Origin of the sequence: Alistipes dispar (genome assembly GCF_006542685.1) — a bacterium.
GTDB classification, from domain to species: domain Bacteria; phylum Bacteroidota; class Bacteroidia; order Bacteroidales; family Rikenellaceae; genus Alistipes; species Alistipes dispar.
This window is the reverse complement of sequence record NZ_AP019736.1, coordinates 864,986-882,265: the sequence shown is the minus strand read 5'-3', so window position 1 is coordinate 882,265 and position 17,280 is coordinate 864,986. Positions and strand designations below refer to the sequence as shown.

Annotated in this window: 16 protein-coding genes; 7 read left to right on the top strand and 9 right to left on the bottom strand. The window is 63.7% G+C overall.

The features are described from left to right. Positions 1-141 precede the first annotated feature (141 nt). Entirely contained in the window at positions 142-666 is a 525-nt protein-coding gene (locus tag FME97_RS03945) for a ferritin (protein WP_141427975.1), read from the top strand. A gap of 163 nt (positions 667-829) precedes the next feature. On the opposite strand, the gene FME97_RS03940 is transcribed toward FME97_RS03945, so the two are convergent. The 9 genes from FME97_RS03940 to FME97_RS03900 all read right to left on the bottom strand — a co-directional run bounded on the left by FME97_RS03940 (position 830) and on the right by FME97_RS03900 (position 9,249). Further along, entirely contained in the window at positions 830-1,555 is a 726-nt protein-coding gene (locus FME97_RS03940; protein WP_141427974.1) for a DUF5131 family protein, read from the bottom strand. A 106-nt stretch (positions 1,556-1,661) separates the two neighbouring features. Beyond that, the gene (locus FME97_RS03935) at positions 1,662-2,111 is read right to left on the bottom strand and encodes a GNAT family N-acetyltransferase (RefSeq protein ID WP_179954824.1); all 450 of its coding nucleotides are present in this window, start codon (positions 2,109-2,111) and stop codon (positions 1,662-1,664) included. 11 nt (positions 2,112-2,122) lie between these two features. Beyond that, entirely contained in the window at positions 2,123-2,581 is a 459-nt protein-coding gene (locus FME97_RS03930) for a YqaA family protein (RefSeq protein WP_141427973.1), read from the bottom strand. Between the two features lie 84 nt (positions 2,582-2,665). After that, positions 2,666-3,493, bottom strand: a complete 828-nt coding sequence (locus tag FME97_RS03925) for a GIY-YIG nuclease family protein (RefSeq protein ID WP_141427972.1) — start codon at positions 3,491-3,493, stop codon at positions 2,666-2,668. A 169-nt stretch (positions 3,494-3,662) separates the two neighbouring features. Beyond that, positions 3,663-5,003: a tRNA uridine-5-carboxymethylaminomethyl(34) synthesis GTPase MnmE gene (mnmE, locus tag FME97_RS03920; protein ID WP_141427971.1), complete on the bottom strand. Its 1,341-nt coding sequence runs from the start codon at positions 5,001-5,003 to the stop codon at positions 3,663-3,665. A 13-nt stretch (positions 5,004-5,016) separates the two neighbouring features. Next, positions 5,017-6,408: a lytic transglycosylase domain-containing protein gene (locus tag FME97_RS03915; protein WP_141427970.1), complete on the bottom strand. Its 1,392-nt coding sequence runs from the start codon at positions 6,406-6,408 to the stop codon at positions 5,017-5,019. A 3-nt stretch (positions 6,409-6,411) separates the two neighbouring features. Further along, positions 6,412-7,581: a DUF5683 domain-containing protein gene (locus FME97_RS03910; protein WP_141427969.1), complete on the bottom strand. Its 1,170-nt coding sequence runs from the start codon at positions 7,579-7,581 to the stop codon at positions 6,412-6,414. A gap of 9 nt (positions 7,582-7,590) precedes the next feature. Continuing rightward, positions 7,591-8,460 carry a ParB/RepB/Spo0J family partition protein gene (locus FME97_RS03905; protein ID WP_141427968.1) on the bottom strand — a complete coding sequence of 290 codons (870 nt, stop codon included), beginning with the start codon at positions 8,458-8,460 and terminating at the stop codon, positions 7,591-7,593. 15 nt (positions 8,461-8,475) lie between these two features. After that, positions 8,476-9,249, bottom strand: a complete 774-nt coding sequence (locus FME97_RS03900) for a ParA family protein (protein ID WP_141427967.1) — start codon at positions 9,247-9,249, stop codon at positions 8,476-8,478. 240 nt (positions 9,250-9,489) lie between these two features. On the opposite strand from FME97_RS03900, the gene FME97_RS03895 reads away from it, so the two are divergent. The 6 genes from FME97_RS03895 to FME97_RS03870 all read left to right on the top strand — a co-directional run bounded on the left by FME97_RS03895 (position 9,490) and on the right by FME97_RS03870 (position 17,273). Beyond that, the gene (locus tag FME97_RS03895; RefSeq protein WP_232522929.1) at positions 9,490-10,602 is read left to right on the top strand and encodes a CPBP family intramembrane glutamic endopeptidase; all 1,113 of its coding nucleotides are present in this window, start codon (positions 9,490-9,492) and stop codon (positions 10,600-10,602) included. A gap of 59 nt (positions 10,603-10,661) precedes the next feature. After that, on the top strand, positions 10,662-11,552 hold the full coding sequence (locus FME97_RS03890; RefSeq protein WP_141427966.1) for a hypothetical protein: 891 nt from the start codon (positions 10,662-10,664) through the stop codon (positions 11,550-11,552). A gap of 19 nt (positions 11,553-11,571) precedes the next feature. Then, positions 11,572-12,972 carry a peptidylprolyl isomerase gene (locus FME97_RS03885; protein ID WP_141427965.1) on the top strand — a complete coding sequence of 467 codons (1,401 nt, stop codon included), beginning with the start codon at positions 11,572-11,574 and terminating at the stop codon, positions 12,970-12,972. A 4-nt stretch (positions 12,973-12,976) separates the two neighbouring features. Then, positions 12,977-15,427 (top strand): OstA-like protein, encoded by a 2,451-nt coding sequence (locus tag FME97_RS03880; protein ID WP_141427964.1) that lies wholly within the window; start codon positions 12,977-12,979, stop codon positions 15,425-15,427. Between the two features lie 165 nt (positions 15,428-15,592). Beyond that, a complete protein-coding gene (araJ, locus tag FME97_RS03875) occupies positions 15,593-16,750 on the top strand; it encodes an MFS transporter AraJ (RefSeq protein WP_141427963.1) in 1,158 nt (385 codons plus the stop codon). Continuing rightward, complete coding sequence (locus FME97_RS03870) at positions 16,737-17,273, top strand: NUDIX hydrolase (protein ID WP_141427962.1); 537 nt, start codon at positions 16,737-16,739, stop codon at positions 17,271-17,273. Before araJ ends, FME97_RS03870 begins: the two co-directional genes overlap by 14 nt. The last annotated feature ends 7 nt before the right edge of the window (positions 17,274-17,280 follow it).

The window sequence follows — 17,280 nt, the reverse complement described above, 5'->3', positions numbered from 1 at the left end:
GGTCGGTGGACCGGTCGGCCGCGGAGGCTCCGGTGCGGTTTCGTGCGATAAAATAGCCGGATTTTCCGATACGATTTTCCGAAAACTTGTGTACCTTTGTCCTAAGAAAGGAAAGTGCAAGACTTAAAATCCGTAATAGCTATGTTGAGTAAAAAACTGCACGAGGCGCTCAATGCGCAGATCAATGCCGAGCTGTGGTCGGCGTACCTCTATCTTTCGATGTCGATGGACGCCGAGGCCAAAGGACTCAAGGGCGTCGCCAACTGGTTCTACATTCAGTTCCAGGAGGAGCAGGATCACGCCCGGATCTTCATGAACTACATTCTTTCGCGCGATGCCGAGGTGACGCTTCGGCCCATCGCCGAGGTCCGCACGTCGTGGGCTTCGCCGCTGGAGATGTTCCGGGATACGCTCGAGCACGAAAAGAAGGTGACGGCCCTGATCAACGACCTCGCGGCCATCGCCGCCGAGGACAAGGACTACGCTTCGTCGAACATGCTCGTATGGTTCATCGACGAGCAGGTCGAGGAGGAGGAGTCCGCACGCGGGATGATTACCGCCTGCGAGGCTGTCGAGGGCAACAAGTTCGGGATGTACATGCTCGACAAGGAGCTGGCCGCCCGCACCTATTCGCAGGCCGCACCGCTGGCTTCGTCGAACGACTGATAACGGTTGCCATAGCCGTTAAGCTTCCGGCTCTTCCGCTTTTTCGGGCGGAGGGCCGGATTTTTCTGTTGCCGTGCGCTGTCCGGAGGCGGCTTCTTTCGGGCGGTTCTCTCCGTGCGGTTCCCGTTGCGGCCGCATTCCGGTTCCGGACACCGCTTCGGGGCTATCGTTCCGGGCGGTAGTCGATACCCGCCTTGCGGGCCTGGGCGTGCTGGTGTTCCCGGCGAATGCGGTAGAGGCGCCCCTCCTTGACGAACCGGGCGCCGGTCTGGTGGAAGGTGAAGGGAACTCCGGCGGCCGCGCACTGCCCGCGGAGCGCGAGGACCCATGCGAAGTCGCATGGCCGTGCGTCGTTGCCCGACTCGCCGCCTGCGGAGACCTCCCCGACCGCGGGCCCGAGCCAGGGCGTGAGGTCGATCCGTTCGAGCAGCGGCGCACAGACGATCACCCGGTGGCGCAGGGGCGTTTCGAGGAAAAGCGGCAGCCGCAGGTCGGCAGCCGTCTGGTTCTCCACCGTGCAGCCGACCGTGACGTTCTCGTAGCCGTCGCCCCAGTCGGGCGGCAGTTGTTCCCGAAGCCGTCCGATCCGCTTGGTGATGAAGAAAAACTCCAGATCGCGGCGTAGCCGCATCATCTCCCAGGCTTCGGCGCGCCAGCCGTCCGCCTCCTCGACGAGGAAGTCCGACGTGAAACAGGTATAGACCCGTTCGCCGGGCGGGATTCTGAACCGCCCGGCGCGGCTGCGGCGCACGGGAAGCCCGAAGGCGGCGGTCCGCACCACCTCGCGGCTGTCCCGTTCGTGCAGCGCATCCTGCCGATAGACGTAGCAATGGCGGCATCCTTCGCTGATCTTGCGGCAGCCGTGCCAGGGATTCCACGAGACGGACATGGTTTTCGGATTTGTGCGGGTGTGCGGTGTTCGGGTTCTTGTCGGGATTTTACCGCCCGGCGGGATCGGCGTCCGGGCCGGGGCGGATGCCGGTTGCGGCGAGGGGTTACAGCTCCATGCTCATCCGTATCATGTGGCGGCATTCGACGCCGTTTTCGAAGATCGGGGCGGGATAGTATTTGCGGAAGTAGTCCTCGTCGATGCCGCAGCGTACGAACCCGCAGCGCAGATAGAGGGCGATCTGCCCCGTACCCGAATCTCCCGTACCGATTTCGAGACGGCGGAAGCCCGCCTCCCGGGCCGTTCGGACGGCATGGGCGAGAAGGGCCGTGCCGACGCCCTGCCGCTGGAACCGGGGAACGACGGCGATATTCACCACCTCGGCCGTGAAGGGGCGGGTGTGGAGCAGTACGTACTGCCCGGCGAGCGTATCGCCGCAGCGGGCGGCATAGCAGGCCCCGCGGCCGATGTAGTCGGCCACGGAGGCTTCCGATTCGTCGGCCAGCAGGAGCAGTTCGTGCGAAGGGGCGTTTGTCCGTTCAATTGTCAGTTGCATGGTGTCCGGGATTAAAAGAGGGTGGCGACCCCTTCGAAAGAGGCCAGAATGACGGCGTAGCGCAGGGCCTTTCCGGCGAGCATCGAGACGCCGGTGAGCCACGCGTTGCTGCGCATCAGCCCCAGCACGATGGCCAGCGCCTCGCCGATGGTCGGCAGAAAGGCGAAGAATCCCATCAGGGCGCCGCGTCCGGCGAGAAACTTCCGGGCCCGGGCCAACTGGCGGGTCGAGACGCCCAGCCGGGTGATCCACTCGGTGCGTCCGAGCGTCCCGATCCAGTAGCAGGTCATGCCTCCCAGCGTATTGCCCGCCGATGCGGCGACGAGACACCACGCCGGATCGAGCCCCATGCCGACCAGAATGACCATCACCGCTTCGGAGCTGAACGGCAGGATGCTTCCGGCCACCAGCGCCGAGACGAAGAGGCCCCAGTAGCCCCAGTCGATGAAGAATTGCGTGACGGTTTCCATGATCGTCGGAAAGGCGGATTCGTTTCGATAGGATGTATCTTGCGGAATGCGGACGGGAAGCGGAGCGAGCCGGTAGGACGGAGGCTATTCCAGCTTTTTCCGGTATACCTCGTCGAGCGTCTGTCCGCTTTTGTCTTTCCATTCGTTCCAGCCGTTCGTATGTCTGCCCAGACAGATGCTTGCTGCCATACTCGGGCTGTTGAAAGTGTAGTCTGTTTCCAAAACGATGTTTCCGTCCTGCGGGGCCGTATACTTCTTGATGAAATCGTCCCGTTTTTCTTTCATTTTGAATAACGGTGCGCTTCCTTTTGCCAATGTGCTGCCTTTCAGTACGGTAAACCCGTTTTCGTCGTAAAATCCCCTGATGTTTGCCCCTTTGCTTTTACTGAAAAATATATGGCGGTCCCTGGGATCGATCACGTCGAATATGGGACAACCGATGAATGATGTCAGTAATCGGATATCGTCGAAAAATTCATTCATGGAATCTTTCTGATGCTCCGGCAGATTCGGCTCTTTCGGGATTTGTTTGTTGTCGCACAGGTCAAAGCGTTTGGCCTTGTTTGCGGTTTTTACGGCCAGATATTCCAGATACTGGACATCGGCTTTTGTCATGGCGCCGTCCTTGGAGATGAAAACCAGCGTTTTTTGCCAGAAAGCCTTGTTGTATTCGTGGTTCTTGATGCGCTCCCGGAAATTCTCCGTTTCTCCCAGATACGCTTTGGAGGTGATTCCGTCGTCTTCGCCCAAGAGTATGTAAAATGCGGGGCTGTGCAACTCCTCCCTTTCGTTGATTATCGAGAGGGCAGCCCGTGGAATGACCAGCATTTTGCATATTTTATTGCTTATGAAAACGGATTGTGTTCCTTGCGGATTTCCGTCTATCAGATAGGTGGTAATCGTCTTGCCCATATTGATTCGTATATCGGAGACATCAAAAATAGCGATAATTCTCCGAATTCCGCCGTTATATCCGGCTACTTTTTCTTCACTCGAAATTTTTATGCCTTTTATATGATTCTGTACCAGCCCGTTGTTGTGGATTATAAGGCGAAGTTTCGGCCGGGATCGCTTGCGGCGGTCATTTGCCGATGCAAAAATTCGAAAAGATGTGCGAGAGCACTTCGGGGGCGGAAATGTCGCCTCCGGTAATCGAGCCGAGGTGGCGGATCACCTGACGGATCTCTTCGCTCAGCAGGTCGGTCGGCAGGCCCTCGTCGAGCCCTTCGATGGCGCGGTAGAGGGCTTCGCGGGCTTGGGTGAGCGCCGCGTAGTGGCGGCTGTTCGATACGACGGCGTCGCCGTGATAGAGCGCCGAAGTGTCCACCGCTCCGCGCAGCGCCCGGCAGAGGCGGTCGATGCCTTCGCCGTTTCGGGCCGAGAGGCCGACCGCGCCTTCGGGCAGCGGTGCGTCGGGGCGTAGGTCGAGTTTGTTGACGGCCCGGAGCAGCGTCTGATCCGGCCGCAGCGCGAATTGCTCCGGCGGTTCCGGGGCGGTCGCGTCGGTCAGGCGGATGACGATCCGGGCCCGGCGGATGCTTGCCATCGTGCGCTCGATGCCCATTCGCTCCAGATGGTCGTCGGTCGTGCGGATGCCGGCCGTGTCGAGGAACCGGAAGAGGACCCCGCCGATGTTGGCGCACTCCTCGATGACGTCGCGCGTCGTGCCGGCGATCTCCGACACCATGGCGCGCTCCTCGCCGAGCAGGCGGTTCAGGAGCGTCGATTTGCCGACGTTCGGCGCGCCGGCTATGGCCACCGGGACACCCTCCTTGATGGCGTTGCCCAAGGCGAACGATTCCCGCAGGCGGTCGATCTCCCGGGCGATGTCCCGCATCGTTTGGCGCAGTTCCCGGCGGTCGGCGAACTCCACCTCTTCCTCGGCGAAGTCGAGCTCCAGCTCCAGCAGGGCGGTCAGGTGCAGCAGCCGGTCGCGCAGCGCCGCGAGAGCCGCCGAATAGCCGCCGCGCATCTGGTTCGAGGCCAGCGCGTGGGCGGCCTGCGACGAGGCGGCGACGAGGTCCCCGACGGCTTCCGCCTGCGCGAGGTCCAGCTTGCCGGCCAGGTAGGCGCGGACGGTGAACTCGCCCGGCGATGCCATGCGGGCCCCGGCGGCGATGAGCAGCCGCAGGATTTCGGAGACGATGTAGGAGGAGCCGTGGCAGGAGATCTCGACCGCATCTTCGCCCGTATAGGAGTGCGGGGCGCGGAAGACGGCGGCCAGCACGTCGTCCACCGTGCGATCTCCGTCCGCGATACGGCCGTAGTGCACCGTATATCCGGCCGCTTCGGCGAGCGGCGTCCGGCCCCGGAAGAGGGTGTCGCAGAGTGCCAGCGCCCGTGCGCCGCTGACGCGGACGACGGCGATGGCGCCGCCCGGGGCGGTCGCCGGGGCGACGATGGTATCGTGGTCGGCGGTCATGCGCGGATGTCGTTTAACGGCCCTCGATGCGGAGCCGCTGTCCGATGCGGAGTTTGTGGGCGCTCTTGAGGCGGTTCCAGCGCATCAGTTGCGAAACCGTCACGCGGTAGCGGCGTGCGATGGCGCCGAGCGTGTCGCCGCTCTTCACGACATAGACCGTGCCGCTGCGCTGCTGGCGTTTCTTTTCGATGTTGGCCGGGTTGATGTACTCCTTGAGGTACATGGAGTCCTTGGCCATGATCTCCTTTTCGTGGGCGATGTACTGCGAGACGCTGCGCTGCGGCAGTACCAGCGTGTAGCTTTTGGTCGTCGCGGGGACGATGTCCAGCTTGTATTGCGGATTGAGCAGCCGTAGGGTCTCCAGCGGCAGGTCGATCGTCGAGGCGATCTGTTGCAGGTGCAGCAGGCGGTCGATGCGGATCGTATCGACCGACAGGGGGATCGGAGCCGGCTGGGGTTCGATGTCGTGCTGGCGGTGGTAGGCGTAGGCATAGGTGGCGCCGATGAAGGCCGGGACGTAGCCGCGCGTCTCGCGCGGGAGGTAGTCGTAGATCTCCCAGAAGGTCTTGCCTCCCGAGCGGGCCATGGCCTTATTGACGTTGCCCGGGCCGCAGTTGTAGGCGGCGATGGCCAGCGTCCAGTCGTTGTAGATGGCGTAGAGGTCTTTCAGGTAGCGGCAGGCGGCCTGCGTGGCGCGGACCGGGTCGCGGCGTTCGTCCACGAGCGAATTGACCTCCAGTCCGTAACTCTTGCCCGTCGAGGGCATGAACTGCCACAGACCGACGGCTCCGACGGGCGACACGGCCGTGGGGGATAGCGCCGACTCGATGATCGGCAGCGCGCGCAGCTCGATCGGGAGGTTCTCCTTGAGCAGCTCGTCCTCGATCATCGGGAAGTAGTACTGCGACGAGCCCAGGATGCGCCCGATCGTCCCGTAGCGGGGATTGACGTAGCGGTTTATGTACCCTTTGACGATGTAGTTGTACGGCATCGGGATCGGCGAGACGAGGGCCCGCAGCCGTCCGGCGTAGAGCGAATCGGTCGCCGCGTCGGTCGCCGGGGCGTCGGCCACGGCCGTGGAGTCTTCGAGCACGAAGCGGTCGAAGAACTCCGTGAAGGAATCCGCCTGCTGCCGCTCGCGCCAGACGGCCACCAGCGAGTCGGCCTGCTCGGCCGAGAGGCCCAGCGTGAGGTCGTTGAGCGGCTCCTCTTCGGCGACGGGAACCGCCTCGGCGGGTTTCTCCTCTTCCGCGGGCTTCGCAGTGTCCGGCGCGGGGGCGGGAGCCGCTACCTGCTCGGTCTTCGCCTTTCTGCGGTTGCGTTTTTTCTTGCGGGGATTGCGGTCCGCGGCCGCAGCCGAGGCGGCCACGGCGAGGAGCAGCGCGAGGGTGAGGAGTTTTTTCATCGTCTAAAATTTGAGACTCATGTTGAACCCGAACACGGGGCGGTTGCCGCCCAGCGTGGGGACGTAGGTGTAGTCCACCAGCGGTTCGAGATTCATCGAGAGGTCGTCCGAAATGTCGTAGTCCTTCAGGTGCGCGTCCACGTGCGCGTCGATGATCTGCAGGACGTAGAGCGCACCCGAGATGATGATGCAGAGGTCGCGGTTGCGCCGGAAGTTGTTGCGCAGGTTGAGGATGTACGAGGCCGAGTAGCGGCCCCCGAACTCGTCCACCGGGCCGTCGGGGTACTTTTCCGGGTGTTGCTCGTAGTCGCTGATCTGGTTGTAGGCTTTCTTGAAGCGTTGGTAGCCGCGGTTGTTCCAGTCGATGCAGTAGATCATCGAGGCGAATCCGCCCACGACGAACGGCACTTTCCAGTAGCTCTTGTTGTAGATCTGTCCCGCGCCGGGGAAGATGCAGGCCAGCGTGGTGGCCTTCTTGACCGAGGAGACCTCGTTGGTCGAGTAGTTCACCGCCGCGTCGCCGATGAAATAGACGTACGAGGCGATGGTGATGCCCAGGTAGATCTGCCGCCGGGTGTTGCTGCGGATCATCTTGGTTTGCAGGGCATCCAGTTCGGGCGTGCGTGCGAGACTCGTGTTCGTGTAGGATTCGTAGGCCCGTTTGAGGGGCTTGTAGGTCTTGTTTTCGTGGAGGAAGAGGGCCAGTCCGGCGCCCACCGTGCCGTAGAGCACCGGCAGTTTCCAGTATTGCCGGTTGTAAACCTGTCCGTAGCCGGGCAGCACGGTCGAGAGCCAGCACACCTTCGAGAGCGACATGGAGTCGCTCATGAACCAGCCCTTCTTGAGCCGGGGGCGTTTGGCGGTGGTGTCGAGTCCCTGCAAGGCCGCGGCATAGCGGGCCGCGGCGAGGGAGTCGAGCGTGCGGCGGTCGTCGGTGCGCAGGGCGGCGACCGCCGCCGAGTCCGCGGCGTAGTCGGGAGCGGCGACGGAGTCCATTTCGAGCAGCAGTCCGGCCAGCCGCAGCGAGTCGCGTTCGGCGCGCAGCGAGTCCGGTTTCGGCATCAGACCGCTCCGCACGAGCGTCCGGGCGCCGCGATGGAGCTGCGCTGCGGCGGGCAGCCCCAGCAGGAGGGCCGCCGCGAGAAGCAGGAGTCTGGTCCGGAGGCTTGCCATCGTGCCGGCTCAGGAGCGTTTCGTGAAACGTTCGATGAAACGTTCGATGTCCTTGTCGTCGTTGAAGCCGATCACGATGCGTCCGCCGCCGTTTTTCGAGCGCTTGATCGCGATCTCCTGCGAGAAGCAGGGCTCCAGCAGCTCGACCAGCCGCGAATAGCTCTCGGGGTACTCCTCGTCCTCGGCGGCCGTCGCCCCCTTGGCGGGCGCTTCGGCGAGCGAGCGCACCAGCTCCTCGGCCTGACGGACCGAAAGCCCCTTCTTGACGCACCGCTTCAGCACGCGCAACTGCTCCTCCGCGGGTGCGCCCGCGATGGCCTTGGCGTGCCCCATCGAGATCAGCCCCTCCTTCAGGGCGAGCTGCACCTCGTCGGGCAGCTTCAGGAGCCGCAGGTAGTTCGACACCGACGAGCGTTTCTTGCCCACCTTCTCCGAGAGTGCGTCCTGCGTGAGGTGGCACTCGTCGATCAGGCGCTGCATCCCCAGCGCGATTTCGATGGCGTTGAGGTCCTGCCGCTGGATGTTTTCCACGAGCGCCATGGCGTGCAGGTTCTCGTCGTCCACCTCGCGGATGTAGGCCGGGAGGGTTTCGAGATCGGCGCGCTGCGCGGCCCGCCAGCGGCGTTCGCCGCTGATGATGACGTATTTGCCGTCGGCGGCCTTCTTGACCGTCACGGGCTGGATGACGCCCAACTGGCGGATCGAGTCGGCCAGCTCGTCGAGGGCCTCCTCGTCGAACTGCGTGCGCGGCTGGGTGGGGTTGGGTATGATGTCGCCGATTGCGATTTCGGCCATCTGGCTCATCGGCTTGAGCCGGGCGTCGATCGGATCGCTGCCGAAGATGGCGTCGAGTCCGCGGCCTAATCCCTTCTGTTTCATATCGTCGTGTTTTTTTTATTTGCTGCGGCTTTTGCGGTTGCGCTTGAGGAACTCCCGGGCCAGGTTCAGGTAGTTCTCCGAACCCACGGCGCCCGCGTCGTACAGCATGACGGGCTTTCCGTGCGAGGGCGCTTCACCCAAACGGATATTGCGCTGGATTATTGTGTCGTAGGCCAGTTCGCCGAAGTGTTCGCGGACTTCGGTGACGACCTGATTGTTCAGGCGGTTGCGCATGTACATCGTGAGCAGGAAGCCTTCGATGTCGAGCGCGGGGTTCAGCCCCGACTTGACCTTGCGGATCGTGTTGAGCAGCTTCGAAAGCCCTTCGAGCGCGAGGTATTCGCATTGCACGGGGATCAGCACCGTGTCGGCGGCCGTGAGGATATTGACCGTCGTGTAGCCCAGCGAGGGGGAGCAGTCGATGAAAACGTAGTCGAACCGTTCGCGCACCGAGTCCACGATGCGTTTCATCACGTGGTGGGCGTTCTCCATCTTCGGCAGTTCGGTGTCGGCGGCCACCAGGTCGATCGACGAGGGGAGCAGCCAGAGGTTCTTGACGTCGGGGCTCTGGAGGATCACCTCTTCGGCGCGCTTCTGCCCGGCGATGCACTCGTAGATGCCCTCCAGGTTGATGTCGAAGCCCAGTCCGGAGGTGGCGTTGGCCTGCGGATCGGCGTCGAGCAGCAGCACCTTTTTGCCCAGCAGGGCCAGCGACGCCGCTAAGTTGATGGCCGTCGTGGTTTTGCCCACGCCGCCTTTCTGATTGGCTAATGCGATAACCTTTGCCATAATGATTCGATACCGTATAATAAGCGGACAAATTTAGTGAAATTCTGCGGAAATCCGCAATCGTCATGCAAAATTACCCGTTTCCCGCTTCCGTGCGGCCGGCCGCGGCGGAGGCTTCCGGCAGACCTGCACCGCTTTACGCGGGGCGGAAAATAAGGACGGCGGAACGCAAATAAATTTGGCATTGCGCCGCTCTTGCACTATCTTTGAAGTCGCAAAGAGAAGTAACCGGAATCGCTTATGGAAGAGAATCGAACCGAGCCGGCCGCTCCGCATGCCGGAGACCCGTCGCAGGAGACCGCCGCGGCCCGCGGGCCGCGCGGGGAAAACGGTCCGGAGCCCGTCTCCGGACAGGGTGGCGCTGCCGCCGCAGGGGAGCCGCATGTCTTTCCGGAGCCGGGGGCGGCCGCTTCCGGAGGGGGAAAACAGACCGCCTCCGGGAAGGACGGGAATGCCGCACCGGAGCGGACGGAAGGGACTGCTTCAGCCGCCGGCGGAAGCGCCGCACCGGGCGGAGCGGGGCCGGAGAGCGCCGTCCGGCGGCGGTTTCCCACGACGGGCGACCTGTTCGCCATGCTGGGCATCGCGCTGGGCGCGCAGGCGCTCGTGGGACTTTTCGGTCTGCTGTTCTCGCTCTTCGCCGGACACGGGGCGAACTACAACACGATGGAGCCTGCGGCTTTGGGCCGGCTGGTCGCCGCGCTCTACTTCGTTTCGATGGCCGTGGCGCTCGGAGGACTCCTCTATTACCGTCGCGTGCGCGGCGGGCGCGGGCGCTGGGCCCGTTTCTCGACACGGGGGCTCAATCCGGCGCTGCTGTTGTGGGCCTTCGTGATGATGTGCGCCGTGGGCGTGGTGCTCGAACCGCTGCTGGCCCTGCTGCCCGAGCTGCAGATCAACGTGGGACGCGGTTTCTGGACGATTCTTTCGCTGGTGCTCTTCGCGCCGGTCTTCGAGGAGCTCATCTGCCGCGGCGTGGTGCTCGGTTCGCTGCGTTCGCGTTACGGCGTGACGATCGCGTGGCTCGTGTCGTCGCTCTTTTTCGGCATCCTCCACGGACAGCCCGTACAGGTGGTCAATGCCTTCGTCGTAGGGCTGGTGCTCGGTTACGTTTACATCGCCACCGATTCGCTGTGGGCCGCGATGATCCTCCATGCGCTGAACAACGCCGTGGCTTACCTGATGCTCGTCACGGGCCATGCGAACACGCTGCTGATCGACCTGATTCCGGGGCGGACGCTCTACGTGGCGGTCTATGTCGTCGCGCTGGCCGTGCTCGTCGTCTCGGGCTACATGATGTGGCGCGCGCTGCGCCGCATGAAGGAGGCGGAGAAAAATCGGGCCGGGGCGTAATAATCCCCCGCACCGATGCGTTAATTACGGGTAAAAACCCTATCTTTGCCCTTCGGAATATGAATTTGCGAGCGAAAATAACGGTCGCGGCGGGTGCGTTGCTGCTGGCGGGTTGCCGGGAGATGCCCCGCTATTTCTCGGGCGACGAGACCGTCGCCCGCGCCGGAGGGCGGGAGCTTCGCATGCGTGACGTGCGGAGAGTCATTCCGCAGGGGCTGACGGGCGGGGACAGCGCCGCCTATGTGAAGATGTACGTGGACCGCTGGGTGCGCAAGCAGTTGAAGTTGCAGGAGGCCGAAATCCTCTTCTCTGAGTCGGCCGGGGATATCGACCGCATGGTGGAGGAGTACCGGCAGGCGTTGCTGATCCGCAAGCTGGACCAGCATTACGTTGACCGTTCGGTCGATACGGTCTTCACCGACGACGAGATCGCGGCGTACTACAACGCCCACAAGGCCGATTTCAGGCTTGACCGGCCGATCGTCAAGGGGCGTATCGTGCGGTTGGGGCTGCACTACCGGCAGGCCGCGAAGCTCAAGTCGCTCATGGCCTCCGGATCGGCGGCGCAGCAGCAGGATTTCAGCGACCTCTGCGCGAAGAACGATTTTGCGGTCAATGATTTCCGCGAGCAGTGGATCGACTTCCCGGAATTCCTGAGCTACCTGCCGACGCTCCGCTCGCAGAATTACGACGCGATGCTGGCGACGACTGCCGTGCAGGAGATGCGCGACAGCCATTCGCAATACTATTTCCAGATCGACGAGGTGCGCCGCGAGGGCGAACCCATTCCGCTCGAACGCCTGCGGCCGACCATCCGCCGCATTCTGTTCAACCGGCGGCAGGGCGAGGTGATCCGCCGTCACGAGGAGGAGCTTTTCGACCGCGCCTCGGAGAACGGCGAGGTGAGCGTCTATGGTCTGGAGGAGACGGACAACGAAGAGACCAAATAGAAACTAAACGCAAACGAGCATGTTTAAAAAAGGTATATTGGCGGCATTGATCCTCATTTCGGCCGCAGGCGCATCGGCCCAGCGGCGGCAGGTGATGCTCGACAAGGTGGTGGCCGTGGTGGGCGGGTCGTCGATCCTCTACTCCGAGGTGGACGAGTACGCGCGGCAGCTCGTCGAGCAGCGCCGGCAGGAGGGCTACACCTCCGACCGCGACCCGATGAACGAGGCGCTCGAAGGGCTGATGACGCAGAAACTGCTTTACAACCAGGCGCAGATCGACTCGGTGGAGATCGACCAGGGCGGCATTCTGACGAGCGTCGAGAACCAGGTGCAGCAGATGGTCGATCTGGAGGGCTCGATCTCGAAACTGGAGGCCAAGCACCACATGCCGATCTTCACGCTCCGCGAGATACTCCGCCAGCGCTACGAGGAGCAGGCCTATGCCAGTCGGATGCAGGAGGAGGTGATCAACAAGGTGTCGGTGATCCCGGGCGAGGTCGAGCGCTTCTACAAGTCGATCCCGAAGGACAGTCTGCCGCTGATCGCCGATCAGTACGTCTATGCGCAGATCACCAAGTTCCCCAAGTCGATGAAGGAGGCCAAGCAGCGCACGCGCGAGCGGCTGCTGGACATGCGCGAGCGCGTCATCACGGGCAAAGCCCGTTTCGAGAGCCTCGCGCGCATGTATTCGCAGGACGGTACGGCCATTCGTGGCGGCGAGATGGACCCCACGCCGCTGTCGGGTCTCGACGAGGCGTTCGGCCGGGCGCTGGAGGGGCTGAAGCCCGGCCAGATTTCCGAGGTCGTCGAGTCGCAGTTCGGATTCCACATCATTCAGTTGCTGGACAAGCGCGGACAGCTCTACCATTTCCGCCATATCCTGCTGCATCCGGTCTTCACGAGCGACGAGCTGAGCGAGACGCTGACGCAACTGGACAGCATCGCCGACCTGATTCACAAGGATTCGATCACTTTCGAGAAGGCGGCGCTGCTCTATTCGGACGATGCCTCGTCGAAGATGAACGGCGGTCTGGTGTCGAACCACGAGGTGCTGGAGCGTTACATGCCCGACGCGAAGATGACGGTCACGAAGTTCCTCAAGGAGGATTTCGGCCATTTCAACCGGCTGCCCGACTACAATGCGCTCATCCAGCTCGAGCCCGGCGAGGTGTCGGGGGCTTTCCTCACGGAGGACATGCTGAGCAACCAGATGGGCAAGATCGTCAAGCTCGTGGAGGTGATTCCCGCGCATACGGCCTCGCTCAACGAGGACTACCTGCGGCTGGAGGAGATGGCCCTGCATGACAAGCAGGAGCGGGCCTTCAGGGAGTGGCTTTCGAAGAAGATCGACGGCATGTACGTCTATATCGACCCCGAGTTCCGCGACGGGGAGTTCGAGAACAAACACTGGGTGAAGTAGTCCGGTGCGCAGGATCGTCTCCATAGCGGTTGCGGCATTGGCCGTCGCGGGGGTGTTCGCCGCGCGCAGCGGTATGCGGCAGCCTGCCCCGGAGGAGGGCGGGAAGAAACTCATCGACCTCAAGTCGGACCTCATGGGGCCCGTGGCCCCGGGCGATTCGGTGGTCTTCCTGGTGGGGAATTTCGCCGCGCAGCACAACGGGGCCGTCATCACGTGCGACTCGGCGGTGCGCTATTCGGACATGCGCATCGAGTTCTTCGGCAACGTGCTCATCAACAAGAATACGACCTATATCTACGGCGACCGGGCCGAATACGACGGCGACCTGAACGAGGCGCGGGTCTATTCCGACATCGTGAAGGTCATCGACGGCGACGCCACGCTCTACACCTACGATTTCCGGTTCAATACGAAGACCAACGTGGGGCGGTTTGACCGGGGCGGCGTGCTCACGAACCGCGAGAATCTGCTCGAGGCGGTCCGCGGCTACTACTATGCCGATGCGAAGGAGCTGGTGGCCGTGGAGCGGGTGGAGATGCGCAACGACGAGTACGAACTCAGGGGCGACTCGGTGGTCTATAACATGGCCACCGACAACGCCTTTTTCTACGAACGCACGAATATCTGGAACCGCGACGGCGACTACCTCTATGCCGACCGCGGGGCCTACGAGAAGCTCGACACGCTCTATTTGGTCACCCGCAACGGCTACGTGCTGACCGAAAAGCAGGAGATGTGGAGCGACAGCATCGACTTCTACCGTCCGCGCAACCACGTGATCTTGCGGCGGGACGTGCAGATCGACGATACGGAGCACAAGGTGCTGGCCTTCGGCGATTACGGCGAATACTGGAAGGAGCCGGGCAATGCGCTGCTGACACGCGATCCGGCGGTGGTGAGCTACGACCTTTCGCAGGGCGACTCGCTCTTCATGCGTTCCGATTCGATGTTTCTTTTCACGATCAACGAGGCGGCCGAACGGCGTGCTGCCGAACGGCGCGCCGCCGATTCGCTGGCCCGCGCGGCGGGGGAGATTCCGCCGGCCGATTCGGTGTCGGCCGCGCCGCACCCCGAAGCCGGGCAGACGGACGGAGCGCATCCCGCGGGGATCGGCGGCGATTCGTTGCGCCGTGCCGCGGAATCTGCGGCGGCTGTTGCCGGACGGCCCGATTCGCTGGCGGCGGAGACGCTGCCCGACTCGCTGCGGAGCGCGCCGGATTCGTTGCGGACGCCGGCCGTCAATCCGCTCGACACGCTGACGGGGGATGCCCGGAAAGCCTATCTGAAGGAACAGGCGCGGCAGGCCAAAGCCCGGGAGAAGGCGGCCAAGGCCGAAGCGCGGAAGAAGAAGCTCGAGGAGATCGCCGCGGCGCGGCAGGAGAAGGCGACGGCCAAACTGCTGGCGCAGAAGGAGCGCGAGGAGAAGCGCCTCGCGGCCCGGCGGCTCAAGGCCGAATCGAAACTGAAGGCGCGGCAGGCCCGTGCGGCGCGGAAGGGGAAACGCATCGAGGTCGATTCCACTGAGCTGCGCGAGCTGGATTCGCTGCTGGGGCGCAATGCCGTCGAGCAGGATTCGCTGCATCTGGCCGCCGATTCGCTCGCCCGCGACTCGCTGGCCGTCGGGGCCGACTCGCTCGCGGCGGCCGATTCGCTCGGGCAGGAGCCGCTGCGGGATTCGATCTACCGGCTGCTGAAGGGCTACCGCGACGTGCGGATCTACCGTTCCGATTTCCAGGCGGTCTGCGACTCGATGACGGCCATCAGCACCGATTCGACGATTCACCTCTATATCAACCCCGTGCTGTGGAATCAGGGCAATCAGATCACGTCCGACGTCATCGACGTCTATACCGAGCGGCAGCAGCTCGCGCGCGCCGAGTGCGTGGGAAGCCCGATCATGTCGTCGCAGCTCGATACGCTGCACTACAACCAGGTGGCGGGCAAGGAGATGACCGCATGGTTCCGCGACAACGAGATTTACCGCAACGACGTGAACGGCAACGTGCAGACGATCTACTACATGCAGGACGGCGAGCCGCCCGAGATCACCGACGTCGGTTTCATCGAGAGCGGCGACTGCTCGTTCTATATCGAGGGCAAGCAGGTGGTGCAGATCACCTACCGTCAGGAGCCCGTCTGGCATATCACGCCGCTGCCCAAGCTGGCGCCCGACCGGGAACTTTATCTGAAGGGATTCAAGTGGGAGGGCGCCCGGCGTCCGACGCAGCGCGAGGTCTTCGGCCGGCGGGTGCGCCCCTCGGAGCGTGCCGCGCGTTCGCGGCTGCGGCGGCCGGATTTCCCGCTGCGGCAGGCGCTCGAGGTGCGCAAACGGGAGCTGACCGAAGCCGGACGCTGGGCCGACCGGAACGACCAGGTCGATGCGGCCACCGTGGAGTGGATGCGTGCGCTGGGTTTCGAGGTGGGGCAGCCCCGCGAATCGGGCCCGCGGCTCTGACGTCCGGCTGCGGCCGGTGTGCCGATCCTGCGGGGCGGGAGTCCCTGAGGAGACGGGGTATTCCGGTGGCGGTCCGGGAAAAAACGGCGGAAAGCGTTGCGCTTTCCGCCGTTTTTGTACTACTTTTGCAGCCGGTTGAAAAGTCAGGTTTCAGATTCTTTCCCGATGAAGAAAAGTCTTGTCGCGCTGGCGTTCGGTACGCTGGCGCTCGGTATGTCCGAATTTGTCATGATGGGCATTCTGCCCGACATCGCCCTGAGCCTCGGCGTCTCGATCCCCGAGGCGGGGCATCTGATCTCGGCCTATGCGCTGGGAGTCTGCTTCGGGGCGCCGCTCACGGTGCTCGTGGCCCGCACGCGTCCGCTGAAATACATTCTGCTGGTGCTCGCCGGGCTGATCGTCGCGGGCAACCTCTGCGCGGCCGCCGCCCCGAACTATTGGACGCTGATGGCCATGCGCTTCGTCTCGGGACTGCCCCACGGCGCCTTCTTCGGCGTGGGGTCCATCGTCGCCGAACGGGTCGCCGACCCCGGGAAACGCGCCGGGGCCGTGTCGGTCATGATCGTCGGCATGACCGTCGCCAATCTCTTCGGCGTGCCGCTGGGAACCTATATCAGCCATGCGCTGACATGGCGCGCCACGTTCGCCATCGTCGCCGTGTGGGGCGCCGTCGCCCTGCTGCTGATCCGCATGTGGGTCCCTGCGCTGCCGGCGCTTCCCGACACGGGGCTGCGGGGGCAGTTCCGCTTCCTGCGGAGCCTCGCGCCGTGGCTGGTGCTCCTCTCGGTGATGCTCGGCAACGGCGGCATCTTCTGCTGGTACAGCTATGTCGGCCCGCTCATGGTCCGCACTTCGGGCTTCGCGGCGGACGATCTGACGCTCGTCGTCATGCTGGCGGGTTTCGGCATGTTCGCGGGCAATATCGTGGGCGGCCGCTATGCCGACCGTTTCACGCCCGAGCGGGTCGTCTGCTGCACGCTCGGCGTGGCGTGCCTCGCGCTGCTCGCCATCTTCTTCGGCGCGCAGGTCCGCGACCTCTCGCTGGCGCTCATGTGCCTGACGGCCGCCTGCCTTTTCTGCGTGTCGTCGCCGCAGCAGTTGTTGATTCTCGAGAACTCGCGCGGCGGGGAGATGCTCGGTGCGGCCCTCGTGCAGGTGGCCTTCAACCTGGGCAATGCGCTCGGGGCCTACTGCGGCGGACTGCCGATCGAACGGGGGCTTGACTACCGTTATACGGCGCTGCCCGGCGCGGCGTTCGTCTTCGTCGGTATGCTGACCGTGCTCATCTACCTGAAAAAATACCCCCGTCATGCTGCGCGATGACAGGGTGCGGCCGGAAGCCGCCGCGCGCCGCGACGACGGCGGGGAGCTTTTTCCCGTGGTGGACGAGACGGGGCGTGTCGTGGGCCGGGCCACGCGCCGCGAGTGCCACGGCGGGTCGATGCTGCTGCATCCGGTGGTGCACCTGCACCTGTTCAATTCGCGCGGCGAACTTTACCTTCAGCGGCGTCCGGTGTGGAAGGACATTCAGCCCGGACGCTGGGATACGGCCGTCGGGGGCCATGTGGACTGGGGCGAGACGGTGGAGGAGGCCTTGCGCCGCGAAGTGCGCGAGGAGCTGGGCATTACGGAGTTCTCACCGCTCCGCATCGCCGTCTATCCGTTCCGTTCGGACCGCGAGCGGGAGCTGGTCTATGTCCACCGCGCGGTGTATGACGGGGCGATCTTCCCCAGCGACGAGCTGGACGGCGGCCGTTTCTGGACGCCCGGGGAGATTCGCGCTTCGCTCGGCAAGGGTGTCTTCACCCCCAATTTCGAGAGCGAGGCGGCGCTGATTCTCGGATAGCTCGGCA